The organism is Noviherbaspirillum sp. (assembly GCF_035627455.1).
Taxonomy (GTDB): Bacteria; Pseudomonadota; Gammaproteobacteria; order Burkholderiales; family Burkholderiaceae_D; genus Noviherbaspirillum.
Genome location: NZ_DASPLS010000085.1, coordinates 46,713 through 62,499 on the forward strand (window position 1 = coordinate 46,713; position 15,787 = coordinate 62,499).

Sequence of the window (15,787 nt, forward strand, 5' to 3'; positions counted from 1 at the left end):
ACCTGCATGGCACCCATCTCTACACCTATTCCTTCCGGTCCGCTTGCCCGCCACAAGACCCGCCGGGTGGCGATCCGTTACGGCGCGCGCGAGGTGGCCGTAGGCGGCAACGCCCCGGTCGTGGTGCAGTCGATGACCAATACCGATACCGCCGACGCAATCGGGACCGCGATCCAGGTCAAGGACCTGGCGCGCGCCGGGTCCGAACTCGTGCGCATCACGGTGAACAATCCGGAAGCCGCCGCCGCAGTGATCGCCATTCGCGAGCAGCTCGACAAGATGGGCGTGGACGTTCCGCTGGTCGGCGATTTCCACTATAACGGCCACAAGCTGTTGAGCGATTTCCCGGATTGCGCGAAGGCGCTCTCCAAGTACCGCATTAATCCCGGCAACGTCGGCCAGGGCGCCAAGCGCGACACGCAATTCGCGCAGATGATCGAGGTCGCATGCAAGTACGACAAGCCGGTGCGCATCGGGGTCAACTGGGGCAGCCTGGACCAGGCGCTGCTGGCGCGCATCATGGATGAAAATGCGAAGCGCGCCGAGCCGTGGGATGCGCAAGCGGTGATGTATGAGGCGCTGGTCACGTCCGCCATCGAAAACGCGCAACGCGCCGAAGAAATCGGCCTGGCCGGCGACAGGATCATCCTGTCCTGCAAGGTGTCGGGCGTGCAGGACCTGATTGCGGTGTACCGCGAGCTCGCGCGACGCTGCGACTATCCGTTGCACCTTGGCCTGACCGAGGCGGGGATGGGCAGCAAGGGCATCGTCGCGTCGACGGCGGCACTGTCGGTGCTGCTGCAGGAAGGCATCGGCGACACCATCCGCATTTCGCTTACGCCGGAACCGGGCGGCGACCGCACCAGGGAAGTCGTGGTGGCGCAGGAAATCCTGCAGACCATGGGGCTGCGCAAGTTCACGCCGATGGTCATTGCCTGTCCGGGCTGCGGCCGCACGACCTCGACCGTGTTCCAGGAGCTCGCCGACAGGATCCAGACCTACCTGCGCGACCAGATGCCGGTATGGAAGAAGCAGTATCCGGGCGTGGAAAACATGAATGTCGCGGTGATGGGGTGCATCGTCAACGGTCCGGGCGAATCCAAGCATGCCAACATCGGCATCAGCCTGCCGGGGACCGGCGAGTCGCCGGCGGCGCCGGTATTCGTCGACGGCGAAAAGAAGGTGACCTTGCGCGGCGAGCGTATCGCTGAAGAATTCCAGGCTATCGTGCTGGACTATGTGAAGACCCGTTACGGGAAAGAGACGACCGGCGCATGACCGGCCTGTCCATTACTTTTGATGAGCATGTCTGAAAACAAGAAAGCAGAAAAAATCGCCGGCGTAAAAGGGATGAACGACATCCTGCCCGCCGACGCGCCGCTGTGGGAGCTGTTCGAGAACACCGTGCAATCGGTGTTGAAGAGCTACGGCTATCAGCAGATCCGCACGCCGATCGTCGAGCCGACCGCATTGTTCGCGCGCGGACTCGGCGCCGTCACCGACATCGTCGAAAAGGAGATGTATTCCTTCGTCGATTCCATGAACGGCGACCAGCTCACGCTGCGTCCCGAAAGCACCGCCGGCGTGGTGCGCTCGGCGATCGAGCACAACCTGACCTACGACGGCCCGAAGCGGCTCTGGTACGCGGGTCCGATGTTCCGCCACGAGAAGCCGCAGCGCGGCCGCTATCGCCAGTTCCACCAGGTCGGCGCCGAGGCGCTCGGTTTCACCGGGCCGGACATCGATGCCGAACTGATCGTGCTGTGCCAGCGCCTGTGGGACGATCTCGGCCTGCAGAACATCCGGCTGGAGCTGAATTCCATCGGCAACGCGGAGGAGCGCAACCGGCACCGTGCCGATCTGATCGCGTACTTCGAGCAGCACAAGGAGTTGCTCGATGCAGACGCGCAGCGCCGGCTGCACTCCAATCCGCTGCGCATCCTCGATACCAAGAATCCGACGATGCAAGAGCTCGTCAACGGCGCGCCAAAGCTGCTCGACTATCTCGGCGACGAGTCGCGCGCGCACTTCGAGGGCGTGCAGAAGATCCTGCGCCACAACAGCATCCCGTTCACCATCAATCCGCGTCTGGTGCGCGGCATGGATTACTACAACCGTACCGTCTTTGAATGGGTCACCGATCAGCTCGGCTCGCAGGGAACGGTATGCGGTGGCGGGCGTTACGATCCGCTGATTGAGATGTTCGGCGGCAAGCCGACGCCGGCCTGCGGCTTTGCGATCGGCGTCGAGCGCCTGCTGGAACTGATGAAAGCATCCGGCGAAAAATTCGCACCGAACCAGTGCGACGTGTACGTCGTGCATCAGGGCGAGGAAGCGCAGATGCAAGCCTTCGTCGTGGCGGAACGACTGCGCGATGGCGGCCTTGATGTGGTACTCCATTGCGCGTCGCCTGTCGGCGGCAGCAGCTTCAAGTCCCAGATGAAACGCGCGGACGCCAGCGGCGCCGGTTTTGCGGTCATCATCGGCGAGGACGAGGTTGTCAAGGGCGTGGCAGCGGTCAAGAATCTGCGTGCGGCCGACGCCGAGAACAATCAGACGACGGTGCCGTTCGAATCGGTCGCCGAATTCGTACTGGACAGCATTATTTGCGACGACGAGTGCGACGATCCGACGCACCATCATCATCACCACTAATCACGGGACATCATGGCATACGATCTTGAAGAACAAGAGCAACTAGCGACGCTCAAGGCTTGGTGGAACCAGTATGGCAACCTGGTGACCTGGCTGCTCATCATCGTCCTGGCCGCCTACGCCGGCTGGTCAGGCTGGAACTATTACCAGCGTTCGCAGGCTGCACAGGCCGGCCAGCTGTACGAGGAGTTGCAACGCGCGGTGACCGCGAAGGACAATGCCAGGGTGCAGCGCGCTGCCGCAGACATGACCACGAGGTTCGGCGGCACTGCCTACGCCGAGATGGGCGCGCTCGCGGCGGCCAAGAGTGCCTTCGATGCGAACGACCTGAAAACCGCCAAGGCGCAGCTGCAATGGGTGGCGGAGCATGGCAGCGACGAATACAAGTCAATCGCGAAGATCCGCCTGGCAGGCGTCCTGCTGGACGAAAAGGCGTTCGATGATGCGCTCAAGGTGCTGGCGGGGGATTTCCCCGAGCAGTTCGCGGCTGCGGTTGCCGACCGCCGCGGCGACATTCTTGCTGCACAATCGAAGATCGACGACGCCCGCGCCGCCTACAAGCTGGCCCTCGACAAGACCAGCGATAAGAACCCGGGCCGCCAGCTGATTCAGTTGAAGCTGGACGCTCTCGGCGGCGTGCCGGCCAAAGGCGCCGCCTGATAACAATTAAACAAGGGGAAGAAATGCGTATTGCGGTAAAGCTGACCTGTGCCGGAGTGCTCGCCATGGTAGCGGGTTGCTCGTCCTTGAATCCGTTCGCCAGCAAGCCGGCCCCGCGCAACCCGCCGGCAGCGCTCGCGGATTTCAAACAGACCCTGGCGGTCCGCACAGCCTGGTCGGCTTCCGTCGGCAGTGCCGGCACCTTCTTCTTTACGCCGTCCGTGGTTGGCAACAGCGTCTTCGCCGCCGCGGCCGACGGAACCGTTGCGCGACTGGACGTCGCGAACGGCCGGGCGATCTGGCGCATCAATGCCGGTGCCCCGCTGACCGCTGGTGTCGGCAGCGACGGCAATACGGTGGCGGTGGCGGCCGAAAAGGGCGTCCTGATGGCATTCGACGGCGACGGCAAACTGCGCTGGAAAACCCAGGCATCGAGCGAAATCCTTTCCGCGCCCGCAGTGGGGCAGGGGCTGGTGGTGGTACGCAGCGTCGACAACCGCATCGCAGCCTACGAGGCGGAGACCGGCACCCGGCGCTGGGTGGTGCAGCGCACGTCGCCGCCGCTGACGCTGCGCACCGCACCCGGCATCACGATCGCGGGAACGGCTGCCTACGTCGCATTACCGGGCGGCCGCCTGGTCGCATTGGCGCTGACCAACGGCGGGCCGCGCTGGGAAGTGGCGGTTGGCGACCCGAAGGGGACCACGGAGCTGGAGCGCATCGCGGACCTGTCCGGGGCGCCGTTCGTCGCCGGCCGCGACGTCTGCGCAGTCGCTTACCAGGGCCGTGTCGCCTGTTTCGATGCCGCCACCGGCGCCCCGCGCTGGGCGAAGGAGTTGTCGAGCGACGTCGGCGTGGCCGTGGATGAAACGAACGTGTATGCGTCCGACGAACGGGGCACGGTCAACGCGTTCTCGCGCGATACCGGCAGCGGCGTGTGGCGCAACAACAAGCTCGCCAATCGCGGCTTGTCGACCCCGGTCGCGCTGGCACGCAGCGTGGCCGTCGGCGACTACCAGGGTTATATCCATTTCCTCTCGCGCGAAGACGGCGCGCTGGTTGCCCGGGCCGGCACCGATGGTAGTCCGGTGATCGCGGCATCCCCGCTGGCCGGTCCGAACAACGCAATTTTTCAGACCAGGGCGGGACTGCTTGTCGCCTTGGCAACGGATTAAAAATTAGATGAAGCCGGTTATTGCATTAGTTGGCCGACCGAATGTCGGCAAGTCCACGTTGTTCAACCGGCTCACCCGGTCGCGCGATGCCTTGGTTGCCGACCTTCCGGGACTCACCCGCGACCGTCATTATGGCGAGGGCCGCGTGGGCGAACGCCCCTTCCTGGTCATCGATACCGGTGGTTTCGAACCGATTGCCAAGGAAGGCATCATGCACGAGATGGCCAAGCAGACGAAACAGGCCGTGGTCGAGGCGGATGTCGTCGTGTTCATCGTCGACGGACGGCAAGGACTGACGCCGCACGACAAGACGATCACCGATTTCCTGCGCAAGTCCGGCCGTCCCGTGATGCTGGTGGTGAACAAAGCCGAAGGCATGAAGTACACCTCGGTCGTCGCCGATTTCTACGAGCTCGGCATGGGCGATCCCTACGTGATCTCGGCAGCGCACGGCGACGGGGTGCTCGATCTCGTCAACGAATCACTTGACCTTGCGCTCTCCCAGCGGCCGGCGCAGGAAGAACAGCCGGATCCGGCTGCCAGGGGCATCAAGATCGCCATCGTCGGCCGGCCGAATGTCGGCAAGTCGACGCTGGTCAACACGCTGCTCGGTGAAGACCGCGTGATCGCGTTCGACATGCCCGGCACGACGCGCGATGCGATCGAGATTCCTTTCGAGCGCGACGGCAAGCACTACACCCTGATCGACACTGCCGGCATCCGGCGGCGCGGAAAGGTATTCGAGGCGATCGAAAAGTTCTCCGTCGTCAAAACCCTGCAGTCGATTTCCGAAGCCAACGTCGTGCTGCTGCTGCTTGATGCGCAGCAAGATATTTCGGAGCAGGATGCGCATATCGCCGGCTTCGTGCTGGAGTCCGGCCGTGCGCTGGTCGTCGGCGTGAACAAATGGGACGGGCTGGACAACGACAAGCGCGACGAGATCAAGATGGACATCGAGCGCAAGCTCAACTTCCTGTTCTTCGCGAAGTTCCACTTCATTTCCGCGCTCAAGGGCAGCGGCATCGGACCGCTGTTGAAATCGATCGATTCCGCCTACGAGGCGGCGATGGCGAAACTGTCGACACCGCGCCTGACGCGCGCGCTGATCGAGGCGGTCGAGCACCAGCAGCCGCGCCGCAAGGGCTCGATACGTCCCAAGCTGCGCTATGCGCATCAGGGCGGACAGAACCCGCCGATCGTCGTTATCCACGGCAACGCGCTGGAGGCGCTGGACGATAATTACAAGCGTTACCTGGAGAAGCACTTCCGCGAAACTTTTTCCCTGGTCGGGACTCCATTACGTATCGAACTGCGTTCAGGCAAGAATCCCTTTGCCAAATCCGAAAAATAGCCTTTCGCTTGGCACGAAACGCAAAAATCGATTACATTCGTAATTCACTGTATAGAGGGGCACTTGAAATACTTCGAGTTGCCTCCAACTCCACATCACAACAACACCATGGAGCTGCCATGAGCAATAAAGGGCAACTGTTACAAGACCCGTTCCTCAACGCCTTACGCAAAGAGCACGTCCCCGTTTCGATTTACCTCGTCAACGGCATCAAGCTTCAGGGCCATATCGAATCTTTCGACCAGTATGTCGTTCTGCTGCGCAATACCGTTACGCAAATGGTCTACAAGCATGCCATTTCCACAGTGGTACCCGCCCGTGCGGTCAACATCAATGTCGAGTCCGACGCGGAATAATCCATCGCTACCCCGTCCTTCCCACTTATGCGCGCTGCATTAGTCGGCGTAGATTTCGGTAAGGGCGACTTTACCGCAAGCCTGGAAGAGCTGTCCCTGCTGTCCAAGTCGGCAGGGGCCGAACCGGCTGTCACCATCACCGGGAAACGCTCCAGCCCGGACGCCGCACTGTTCGTTGGTTCCGGCAAGGCGGACGAAATCGCTGACGCGATCGCCCGCGAACAGCTCGAGCTGGTCATCTTCAATCATGCATTGTCGCCGGCCCAGCAGCGCAACCTTGAACGCCACCTGAAAACCCGGGTCATCGACCGTACCAGCCTTATCCTCGATATCTTCGCGCAGCGGGCGAAGAGCCATGAGGGCAAGGTGCAGGTCGAACTCGCGCAACTGCAGCACCTGGCTACCCGCCTGGTGCGCGGCTGGACCCACCTTGAGCGTCAGAAGGGCGGTATCGGCCTGCGCGGTCCCGGCGAAACCCAGCTCGAAACCGACCGGCGGCTGCTCGGCGACCGCGTCAAGATGCTGCGCACGCGTCTGGACAAGCTGCAGCGGCAGCGCGAGACGCAGCGTCGGGCGCGTGACCGCAACAGCACGTTCTCGGTTTCCCTGGTCGGCTATACCAATGCCGGCAAGTCGACCCTGTTCAACGCACTGACCAAGGCGCAGGCGTATGCCGCCAACCAGCTCTTCGCGACGCTCGACACGACCTCCCGCCGCATTTATCTGGGCGAGGCCGGAAATATCGTGATTTCGGACACGGTCGGCTTCATCCGCGAACTGCCGCACCAGCTGGTCGCCGCGTTCCGCGCCACGCTGGAGGAGACGATTCATGCCGACCTGCTGCTGCACGTCGTCGACGCCGCCAGCCCGGTGCGCATGGAGCAGATCGACCAGGTCAACGCTGTGCTTGCCGAAATCGGAGCCGACCACATCCCGCAGATTCTGGTCTGGAACAAGATTGACGCTGCGGGCCTGGAACCGGCTTTGGAGCGTGATGAATATGATAAAATCCGGCGTGTCTTCATAAGCGCCCAGACTGGGACGGGCCTTGACTTGCTGCGCGGGGCCGTCGCCGAATTCGCGAAGACAGGCGCAGTGGCGCATCTTGATCGTCTGCCGGTCACGGAATCGCACGATAACGATATACGGACTTAGCGTTCCCATTCGTCAGAGGCACTCACAATAACCAGCGTTGCAACCCTTTAACAATAAAGCCGGATAGCGAGAGCATGCCTGTTTCTCCATTCAAAAAAATCGGCCTGAAGTTCTCCTTGAACGACCCTCGATGGGGACGCGGTTCTCAGGACAACGGCCAGAACCAAAACCAGGACAGAAGACCGAATGACGGTCCGCCTGACCTCGACCAGCTTTGGCGCGAGTTCAACCAGCGCCTGAACCGCCTTTTCGGCAACAAGGGCGGCCGGGGCGATGGCGGCGGCGGCTTCAACCCCGAGTCGCGCGGCGCGGGTATCGGAATCGGTCTGATCCTGGCCATTATCGGTTTCCTTTGGCTCGTCAGCGGCTTCTTCATCGTGCAGGAAGGTCAGACCGGCGTGGTTTTGACTTTCGGCAAATACAGCCATTCGACGCCCGCGGGCTTTAACTGGCGCTGGCCTTACCCGATCCAGAGCCACGAGGTGGTCAACGTGTCGCAGGTGCGCACGGTGGAAGTCGGCTACCGCTCGAACGTTCGCAACAAGCAGGCGCGCGAGTCACTGATGCTGACCGATGACGAAAACATCATCGACATCCAGTTCGCCGTCCAGTACAAGCTTAAGAATGCCTCCGACTGGCTGTTCAACAACCGGGAGCAGGACGAGCTCGTGCGTCAGGTCGCCGAGAGCGCGATCCGCGAAATCGTCGGCCACAGCAAGATGGACTTCGTGCTTTACGAGGGGCGGGAAAAGGTCGCTTTCGACGTCAGCCAGTTGATGCAGCAGATCACCGACCGCTACCGGGCCGGCGTGCAGGTCACTAACGTGACGATGCAGGGCGTGCAGCCGCCGGAGCAGGTTCAGGCGGCCTTCGACGATGCGGTGAAGGCGGGGCAGGACCGGGAACGGCAGAAGAATGAAGGCCAGGCCTACGCCAACGATGTGATCCCGCGTGCCCGCGGTGCGGCATCGCGCCTTCTGCAGGAGGCCGAAGCCTACCGTTCGCGCGTGGTCGCAAACGCACAGGGTGACTCGGCCCGCTTCCGCCAGGTGCTGGTGGAGTACCAGAAGGCGCCGGCGGTGACGCGCGACCGTCTGTATCTTGACACCATGCAGCAGATTTTCTCGAGCACGACCAAGATCATGGTAGACAGCCGCAGCGGCAGCAATCTGCTTTATCTGCCGCTCGACAAGCTGATCAACCAGGTCGCCTCGGAATCGGCAACGAAATCGTCTGGAGCATCCGCGCCGAACCAGTCAGCGGCGCCGGCTCCGACCCAGGAACAACTGCAATCCATGGACCTTCCACGACAAAGGGACTCGCGCACCCGCGATGGCCGCGACGCCCGTGACAGGGAGACGCGCTGATGAACCGCCTTGTCTCCTACACCATCGCCGCACTGATCATCCTGTCGGTACTGCTGTCGACCCTGTTCGTGGTCGACCAGCGCCAGTACGCAATCGTCTTCGCACTGGGCGAAGTCAAGAAAGTGATCAACGAGCCCGGCCTGCACTTCAAGTTGCCGCCGCCCTTCCAGAACGTGATTTTCCTCGACAAGCGCATCCTGACGCTGGATACGCCGGAAGCCGACCGCTTCATCACCGCGGAAAAGAAGAACATTCTGGTGGACGCCTACGTCAAGTGGCGCATCACCGAGCCGCGTCTGTACTTCGTCAGCTTCACCGGTGACGAGCGCCGCGCGCAGGATCGCATGTCGCAGATCATCAAGGCGGCGCTGAACGAGGAAATCACCAAGCGCACAGTGCGGGAAGTGATTTCGGGCGAGCGCGGCAAGGTGATGAACGCCATCCAGAGGAAGGTGGCCGAAGAAGCCAAGCAGATCGGCGTGGAAATCATCGACGTGCGACTGAAGCGCGTGGATTACGTGGAACAGATCAACGCCTCGGTGTACGACCGGATGAAGGCCGAGCGGACCCGCGTCGCCAATGAATTGCGTTCGACCGGCGCGGCAGAGTCGGAAAAAATCCGAGCCGACGCCGACCGCCAGCGCACCGTGATCCTGGCCGAAGCGTATCGCGAAGCGGAGAACATCCGCGGCGACGGCGACGCCAAGGCGACCCAGATCTACGCGCAGGCATTCGGCCAGAACCCAGAGTTCTTCAAGTTCTACCGCAGCCTCGAGGCGTATCGTGCCAGCTTCAAGAATCGCAATGACATGATGGTCATTGATCCCAATTCCGAGTTCTTCAAGTATTTCAAGAGCACTGGGGCGGGAACGGCGCCCGCCGGCCAGAAGTAATGCGGGCCGCACGTGAAAAGCACTTTGGCTGTCGCGTTGGGACTGATGCTGTTGCTCGAAGGCATTTTTCCCTTCCTGTTTCCCCGCCAGTGGCGCGACACCGTTAATCGCATCGCCAGACTGACAGACGGACAGATCCGTTTCGTCGGTCTGGCCGTTTTTGTTTGCGGCCTGCTGACGCTGAGCCTGGTTCATATTAATTCTTAAGCCGTATTTCCTGTCATGCCGAACTGGCTTCTTCCCGAGAACATTGCCGACGTGTTGCCATCCGAGGCGCGCAAGATTGAAGAGTTGCGCCGAAGCCTGCTGGACAACTTCCGGCTGTATGGCTACGAAATGGTCATGCCGCCGATGCTCGAGTACCTCGAGTCGCTGTTGACCGGCGCTGGCCAGGACATGAATCTGCGGATCTTCAAGCTGGTCGACCAATTGTCCGGCCGTACCATGGGCATCCGCGCCGACATGACCACCCAAGTGGCACGCATCGATGCCCACCTGCTCAACCGCGATTCGCTGACCCGCCTGTGCTATGCCGGCAGTGTGCTGCATACCCGGCCCTCCGGCCTGCACGCGACACGGGAACCGTTGCAGATCGGCGCCGAAATCTATGGGCATGCCGGCTTGGAAGCGGATGCCGAGATCCAGGAGCTCGCACTGGCGTCGCTGACCCTGGCCGGCATTTCCAAAGTGCGCCTCGATCTGTGCCATGTGGGCGTGCTGCGCGCCATCGTTGCAAGCGATCCGAAGGCGCAGAAGCGGGAGGCGGAGCTGTTCATGCTGCTGGAATCGAAGGATGTGCCCGAGCTGCGGGCGCTGACCCGGGATTTTGATGCTGCGACGCGGGAGGCGCTGCTTGCCTTGCCCGGCTTGTACGGCGATGCATCGACCATTGCCCGTGCGCGCCAGGTGCTGCCTGGCCTGCCCGGCATTGCCGCTGCCCTGGACGACCTGGAGTACCTGACCCGGCAGGCGGGCGCGGCAAGCGTGACGATCGATCTGGCCGACTTGCGCGGCTATCATTACCATAGCGGCGTGATGTTCGCTGCTTACGTGCCTGGACTCCCGAACGCGGTGGCGCGCGGCGGACGCTACGACCATGTGGGCGAAGCCTTCGGGCGCGCGCGGCCGGCGACCGGCTTCTCAATGGATCTGCGCGAACTGGCGCGTCTGTTGCCCGGCGCCGAACGCAAGCAGGCAATCCGTGCACCGTGGGGAACGGAGCCGGCCCTGCGTCAAAAGATCGCCGAGTTGCGGCGTGCGGGCGAGGTGGTGATACAGGCGCTGCCCGGACATGAAAACGATCAGGATGAATTCGACTGCGATCGCGCAGTTGTGTTTGAAAACGAAAACTGGACTCTTAAAACACTAGGTTAATAGCATGGCAAAGAATGTTGTTGTCATCGGTACCCAATGGGGCGATGAAGGTAAAGGCAAGGTCGTCGACTGGCTGACCGATCATGCGCAGGGCGTGGTGCGCTTCCAGGGCGGCCACAACGCCGGCCATACGCTGGTCATCGGCGGACAGAAGACCGCGCTGCAACTCATCCCGTCCGGCATCATGCGTGCCGGCGTTGCCTGCTACATCGGCAACGGCGTCGTGCTGTCGGTGCCGGACCTGCTGCGCGAAATCGACAAGCTGCAGGCAAGCGGCGTCGAGGTGGCATCGCGGCTGAAGGTGTCGGAAGCCTGCCCGGTCATCCTGCCTTACCACACCGCGCTTGACGCTGCGCGCGAAGCTGCTCGCGGCGCCGCGAAGATCGGCACCACCGGCAAGGGTATCGGCCCGGCATACGAGGACAAGGTGGCGCGCCGTGCCATTCGCGTGGCCGACCTGCTCAACGAAAACCGCTTCGCCGAGAAACTGCGCGAAAACCTGGACTACCACAACTTCGTGCTCGCCAACTATCTGAAGGCGCAGCCGGTGGATTACCAAAAGACCCTGGATGATGCATTGTCGACCGTGCCGCGTATCCGTCCGATGGTTGCCGATGTGTCGAGCGCGCTGTATGCCGCGCACAAGGCGGGTGCCAGCCTGCTGTTCGAAGGCGCGCAGGGCAGCCTGCTGGATGTCGACCACGGCACCTATCCCTTCGTAACCTCCAGCAACTGTGTCGCTGGCAATGCAGCCGCAGGCGCGGGCGTCGGTCCGAACATGTTGCACTACATCATGGGAATCACCAAGGCCTATACCACGCGTGTCGGCTCCGGCCCGTTCCCGTCCGAGTTGCCCACTGACGCCGGCATCGGCAAGCACCTCGCCAGCGTCGGTCACGAGTTCGGCACCGTCACCGGCCGTGCGCGCCGTTGCGGCTGGTTTGATGCCGCGCTGCTGCGCCGCTCAGTGCAGATCAACGGCGTATCCGGCATGTGCCTGACCAAGCTCGACGTGCTCGACGGGCTGGAAAACCTGCAGATCTGCACCGGCTATAAGCTGGACGGCAAGACCGTGGATGTGTTCCCGGTCGGCGCGGAAGACGCGAGCCGCTGCGAGCCGATCTATGAGCAGATGCCCGGCTGGAGCGAAACCACCGTGGGCGCCAAGTCGCTCGCCGCGCTGCCCGGGAATGCGCGCGCGTACATCAAGCGGATCGAGGAACTGGTGGGTGTGCCGGTCGATATGGTGTCGACCGGACCCGACCGGGAAGAAACGATCATCTTGCGTCATCCCTTTGCTTGATCAGGAGCGGACATGACAGACAAGGCGATTGGCGTATCCACCGATAAGGATCTCTGGGTTTCCTGGGACGACTACAACCGTGCGATGGTTGGATTGGCGTCCATGGTGCATGAATCAGGCTGGAAGTTCGACCAGGTATTGTGCCTGGCGCGCGGCGGGCTGCGTCCGGGTGACGTGTTTTCCCGGATTTTCGACGTGCCGCTGGCGATCCTCTCCACCAGTTCCTACCGCGAGGACGCCGGCATGACACAGGGTGTGCTGGACATTGCGAAGCACATCACGATGACCAAGGGTACGCTCGCGGGCAAGGTATTGCTGCTCGACGACCTGGTGGATTCCGGTGTTACGCTGGAGCGCGTGCAGTTGCACCTGAAGGAGCACTTCCCGGCGGTGACCGAGGTGCGCTCCGCGGTCATCTGGTGCAAGGCGTGTTCCTCGGTGCGGCCTGACTACTATTACCAGTATCTGCCGACGAATCCCTGGATTCATCAGCCGTTCGAGGAATACGACAGCCTGCGGCCGCATCAGCTTGCCGCGTGGCTGAAGAAGGGCGAAGTCGCGTAAGCAGAACTTGGCGTTTGTTTCAGACTCCAAACCTTCTGATGTTGCCGGAGGTGGACGAGAAAAAAGAAAACCCGTTGGCAAAACCAACGGGTTTTTTGATTTCGGGAACCGGGGCGGCGAACAGGCCGGTCGATGGAGGGGAATGCTGGCATGGTGTCGAGGCAAGGGCTGACACAGGGGAGGGGCGCAGAGGCCTTTTCTTCGTGCCGGAAAAGGAAAAGGCCCGCCGAAGCGGGCCTTTTTTAACCTTGGTGCCCAGAAGAGGACTCGAACCTCCACAGTGTTGCCACCGCTAGGACCTGAACCTAGTGCGTCTACCAATTCCGCCATCTGGGCGATGCGAAAGACCAAGATTATAGCGGAAAAATTCGATATGTCAAACACTCGAAGAAAAATCTTCGATCGAAATGCGAGGACGAGGTGTTAGGTAAATACAACCCCTGTCCGTTACACTACCCTCTGTATTGAAAATAAAGAACTGAAACACCCATTTGAACCACTACACCTACACCATCCCCAGCCGGGAGGAGATTCTCGGCATCCTGCGTACCGCGGCCGCGCCACAGGACGTGGAGTCGCTTGCCGCGGCTCTCGATGTCAAACCTGATGAAATGGACGGCCTGACGCGCCGCCTGAATGCCATGGAACGTGATGGCCAGATCAAGCCGACCCGGAACGGCGCCTATCAACTCGCCCACCAGCCGAATTTCATCGAGGGCCGCGTCAACGGTCATCGTGACGGCTACGGTTTCCTGACGCCGGACGACGGCAGCGACGACATCTTCCTGCCCGAGAAGGAGATGCAGAAGGTGCTGCATGGCGACCGGGTGCAGATCCGCGTCGTCGGCACCGACCGCCGCGGACGACCGGAAGGCACGATCGTCGAAGTGCTGGAGCGCGCCAATTCCCACGTGATCGGCCGGCTGCTGAACGAGAACGGCGTCTGGATCGTGGCGCCGGAAGACAAGCGCATCGGTCAGGACATCCTGCTGACCGGCTCGCCGGGCAAGGCAAAGAGCGGCCAGGTGGTCAGCGTCGAATTGGTCGAGCAGCCGTCACGCTATACACAGCCGGTGGGCAGGATCGTCGAAGTGCTCGGCGATATCGACGACCCCGGAATGGAAATCGAAATCGCGGTGCGCAAGTATGGTGTGCCGCACGAATTTTCCGACGCTGCCAGGAAGCAGGCGTCCAAGCTGCCGGGTGAAGTGCGCACTGCAGACCTCGCCGACCGGGTCGACCTGCGCGACATCCCGCTGGTCACCATCGATGGCGAAGACGCGCGCGATTTCGACGACGCGGTATATTGCGAGCCGGTCAAGATCGGACGCAGCAATGCGTACCGCCTGATCGTTGCGATCGCCGACGTGAGCCATTATGTCAAGCCGGGCGACGCGCTGGACGACGATGCGCTGGAGCGCAGCACTTCGGTGTATTTCCCGCGCCGCGTGATTCCGATGCTGCCGGAGAAGTTGTCGAACGGATTGTGTTCGCTCAACCCGGATGTCGACCGCCTGACGCTGGTATGCGACGCGGTCATTACCGCCAAGGGCGAAATCAAGGCCTATCAGTTCTATCCGGCGGTGATGCACTCGGCAGCCCGCTTCACCTATACGGAAGTGGCGGCGATCCTGGCCAATACCAAGGGGCCCGAAGCCGCCAGGCGCAAGACGCTGGTGCCGCACCTGCTCCACCTGTATGAGGTGTTCCAGGCCTTGCTCAAGGCGCGCCAGGCACGCGGCGCGATCGATTTCGAGACCACGGAAACCTATATCGTTTGCAACGCCGCGGGGAAAATCGAGCAGATCCTGCCGCGCACCCGCAATGATGCGCACCGGCTGATCGAGGAATGCATGCTCGCCGCCAACGTGTGCGCGGCCGACCTGCTGGCCCGTCACAAGCATCCCGGTATGTATCGGGTGCATGCGGCGCCGTCGAAGGAAAAACTGACGCAGGTCCGCACCTTCCTCAAGCAGATGGGCCTGAGCCTGGGCGGCGGCGACAATCCGAGTGCATCGGATTATGCGGAGCTGATCCCGCAGATCAAGATGCGACCCGATGCCGTGCTGTTGCAAACCATGCTGCTGCGTTCGATGCAGCAGGCGGTGTACAGCCCCGACAACATCGGCCATTTCGGCCTGGCCTACGAGGCCTACGCGCATTTCACCAGCCCGATCCGTCGTTACCCCGACTTGCTGACGCACCGTGCGATCAAGGCTATCCTGCAAGGCAAGCGGTATGAGCCCAAGGGCATCGACACCAGCCGCCTGAACACCATGCTGTCGCCCGCTGCGCGCAAGATGGCCGCGCAGGACAAGGCCGAGGGCAAGAAACGCAAGGAAGGCGATCTCGCAATCTGGGAAGCGCTTGGCATCCATTGTTCGGCGAATGAACGGCGTGCCGACGAAGCGTCACGCGATGTGGAGGCATGGCTGAAGTGCTATTTCATCCGCGACAAGCTGGGCGAGGAATTCACCGGCACGATTTCCGGCGTCGCGCCATTCGGCATCTTCGTACAGCTCGATGCGCTGTATATCGAAGGCCTGGTGCATGTCACCGAACTCGGCGCCGATTATTTCCAGTACGATGAAGTGCGCCATGAGCTGCGCGGAGAGCGAACCGGCATCCGCTACCAGCTCACCGATCGCGTCACCGTCCAGGTGAGCCGGGTCGATCTCGATGCGCGCAAGATCGATCTGCGCCTGGTTAACACGCCGGACATCCGGACCGTGCTCAAGAACGACGCACGCCGCGCGGACGTGGAGCAGCCGCCGCGCGAAAAGAAGGCCAAACCGAAAGCGAAGGCGGCTCCGCCGCGCAAGTCCGCCGCAGGGAAGACGGCAAATACCAAGAGCACGCGTTCCGGTTCCGCCTCCGCCAAGACCGCTCGGACCTCCAAGGCCCGGGCCAAGACCGGCAAGAAAAAAAGATAAA

At 62.0% G+C, this 15,787-nt stretch carries 14 protein-coding genes and 1 tRNA gene; 14 read left to right on the plus strand and 1 reads right to left on the minus strand.

Annotated elements, in window-relative coordinates; genetic code table 11:
• Positions 1-6: 6 nt before the first annotated feature.
• From ispG to VEC01_RS16420, 13 genes are all read left to right on the plus strand, one after another.
• Positions 7-1,278: a flavodoxin-dependent (E)-4-hydroxy-3-methylbut-2-enyl-diphosphate synthase gene (gene ispG, locus VEC01_RS16360; RefSeq protein ID WP_324901972.1), complete on the plus strand. Its 1,272-nt coding sequence runs from the start codon at positions 7-9 to the stop codon at positions 1,276-1,278.
• A gap of 27 nt (positions 1,279-1,305) precedes the next feature.
• Positions 1,306-2,655: a histidine--tRNA ligase gene (hisS, locus tag VEC01_RS16365; protein WP_324902006.1), complete on the plus strand. Its 1,350-nt coding sequence runs from the start codon at positions 1,306-1,308 to the stop codon at positions 2,653-2,655.
• A gap of 12 nt (positions 2,656-2,667) precedes the next feature.
• On the plus strand, positions 2,668-3,315 hold the full coding sequence (locus VEC01_RS16370) for a tetratricopeptide repeat protein (protein WP_324901973.1): 648 nt from the start codon (positions 2,668-2,670) through the stop codon (positions 3,313-3,315).
• Between the two features lie 23 nt (positions 3,316-3,338).
• On the plus strand, positions 3,339-4,490 hold the full coding sequence (bamB, locus tag VEC01_RS16375) for an outer membrane protein assembly factor BamB (RefSeq protein ID WP_324901974.1): 1,152 nt from the start codon (positions 3,339-3,341) through the stop codon (positions 4,488-4,490).
• A 7-nt stretch (positions 4,491-4,497) separates the two neighbouring features.
• Positions 4,498-5,841, plus strand: a complete 1,344-nt coding sequence (gene der / locus VEC01_RS16380) for a ribosome biogenesis GTPase Der (RefSeq protein ID WP_324901975.1) — start codon at positions 4,498-4,500, stop codon at positions 5,839-5,841.
• Positions 5,842-5,960: 119 nt separating this feature from the next.
• Positions 5,961-6,197 carry an RNA chaperone Hfq gene (gene hfq / locus VEC01_RS16385; RefSeq protein WP_057291543.1) on the plus strand — a complete coding sequence of 79 codons (237 nt, stop codon included), beginning with the start codon at positions 5,961-5,963 and terminating at the stop codon, positions 6,195-6,197.
• A 27-nt stretch (positions 6,198-6,224) separates the two neighbouring features.
• A complete protein-coding gene (gene hflX / locus VEC01_RS16390) occupies positions 6,225-7,352 on the plus strand; it encodes a GTPase HflX (RefSeq protein WP_324901976.1) in 1,128 nt (375 codons plus the stop codon).
• A 74-nt stretch (positions 7,353-7,426) separates the two neighbouring features.
• A complete protein-coding gene (gene hflK, locus VEC01_RS16395; protein ID WP_324901977.1) occupies positions 7,427-8,719 on the plus strand; it encodes an FtsH protease activity modulator HflK in 1,293 nt (430 codons plus the stop codon).
• A complete protein-coding gene (gene hflC / locus VEC01_RS16400) occupies positions 8,719-9,612 on the plus strand; it encodes a protease modulator HflC (protein ID WP_324901978.1) in 894 nt (297 codons plus the stop codon). Before hflK ends, hflC begins: the two co-directional genes overlap by 1 nt.
• 12 nt (positions 9,613-9,624) lie before the next feature.
• Positions 9,625-9,819, plus strand: coding sequence for a DUF2065 domain-containing protein (locus tag VEC01_RS16405; protein WP_324901979.1), 195 nt, complete (start codon positions 9,625-9,627; stop codon positions 9,817-9,819).
• A 15-nt stretch (positions 9,820-9,834) separates the two neighbouring features.
• Entirely contained in the window at positions 9,835-10,986 is a 1,152-nt protein-coding gene (locus VEC01_RS16410; RefSeq protein ID WP_324901980.1) for an ATP phosphoribosyltransferase regulatory subunit, read from the plus strand.
• Positions 10,987-10,990: 4 nt separating this feature from the next.
• The gene (locus VEC01_RS16415) at positions 10,991-12,289 is read left to right on the plus strand and encodes an adenylosuccinate synthase (RefSeq protein ID WP_324901981.1); all 1,299 of its coding nucleotides are present in this window, start codon (positions 10,991-10,993) and stop codon (positions 12,287-12,289) included.
• Positions 12,290-12,316: 27 nt separating this feature from the next.
• On the plus strand, positions 12,317-12,853 hold the full coding sequence (locus VEC01_RS16420) for a phosphoribosyltransferase (protein WP_324902007.1): 537 nt from the start codon (positions 12,317-12,319) through the stop codon (positions 12,851-12,853).
• 249 nt (positions 12,854-13,102) lie between these two features.
• Here the strand turns inward: VEC01_RS16420 and VEC01_RS16425 are convergent.
• Positions 13,103-13,189, minus strand: a tRNA-Leu gene (locus tag VEC01_RS16425).
• Positions 13,190-13,344: 155 nt separating this feature from the next.
• Between VEC01_RS16425 and rnr the strand changes: the two genes are divergently transcribed.
• Positions 13,345-15,786: a ribonuclease R gene (rnr, locus tag VEC01_RS16430; RefSeq protein ID WP_324901982.1), complete on the plus strand. Its 2,442-nt coding sequence runs from the start codon at positions 13,345-13,347 to the stop codon at positions 15,784-15,786.
• Position 15,787: the final 1 nt, after the last annotated feature.

Coding starts and splice junctions, on each gene's coding strand:
- der (WP_324901975.1), top strand. CDS start 4,498: ATGAAGCCGGTTATTGCATTAGTTGGCCGACCGAATGTCGGCAAGTCC.
- VEC01_RS16415 (WP_324901981.1), top strand. CDS start 10,991: ATGGCAAAGAATGTTGTTGTCATCGGTACCCAATGGGGCGATGAAGGT.
- VEC01_RS16410 (WP_324901980.1), top strand. CDS start 9,835: ATGCCGAACTGGCTTCTTCCCGAGAACATTGCCGACGTGTTGCCATCC.
- ispG (WP_324901972.1), top strand. CDS start 7: ATGGCACCCATCTCTACACCTATTCCTTCCGGTCCGCTTGCCCGCCAC.
- bamB (WP_324901974.1), top strand. CDS start 3,339: ATGCGTATTGCGGTAAAGCTGACCTGTGCCGGAGTGCTCGCCATGGTA.
- hisS (WP_324902006.1), top strand. CDS start 1,306: ATGTCTGAAAACAAGAAAGCAGAAAAAATCGCCGGCGTAAAAGGGATG.
- hflK (WP_324901977.1), top strand. CDS start 7,427: ATGCCTGTTTCTCCATTCAAAAAAATCGGCCTGAAGTTCTCCTTGAAC.
- VEC01_RS16370 (WP_324901973.1), top strand. CDS start 2,668: ATGGCATACGATCTTGAAGAACAAGAGCAACTAGCGACGCTCAAGGCT.
- hflX (WP_324901976.1), top strand. CDS start 6,225: ATGCGCGCTGCATTAGTCGGCGTAGATTTCGGTAAGGGCGACTTTACC.
- hfq (WP_057291543.1), top strand. CDS start 5,961: ATGAGCAATAAAGGGCAACTGTTACAAGACCCGTTCCTCAACGCCTTA.
- hflC (WP_324901978.1), top strand. CDS start 8,719: ATGAACCGCCTTGTCTCCTACACCATCGCCGCACTGATCATCCTGTCG.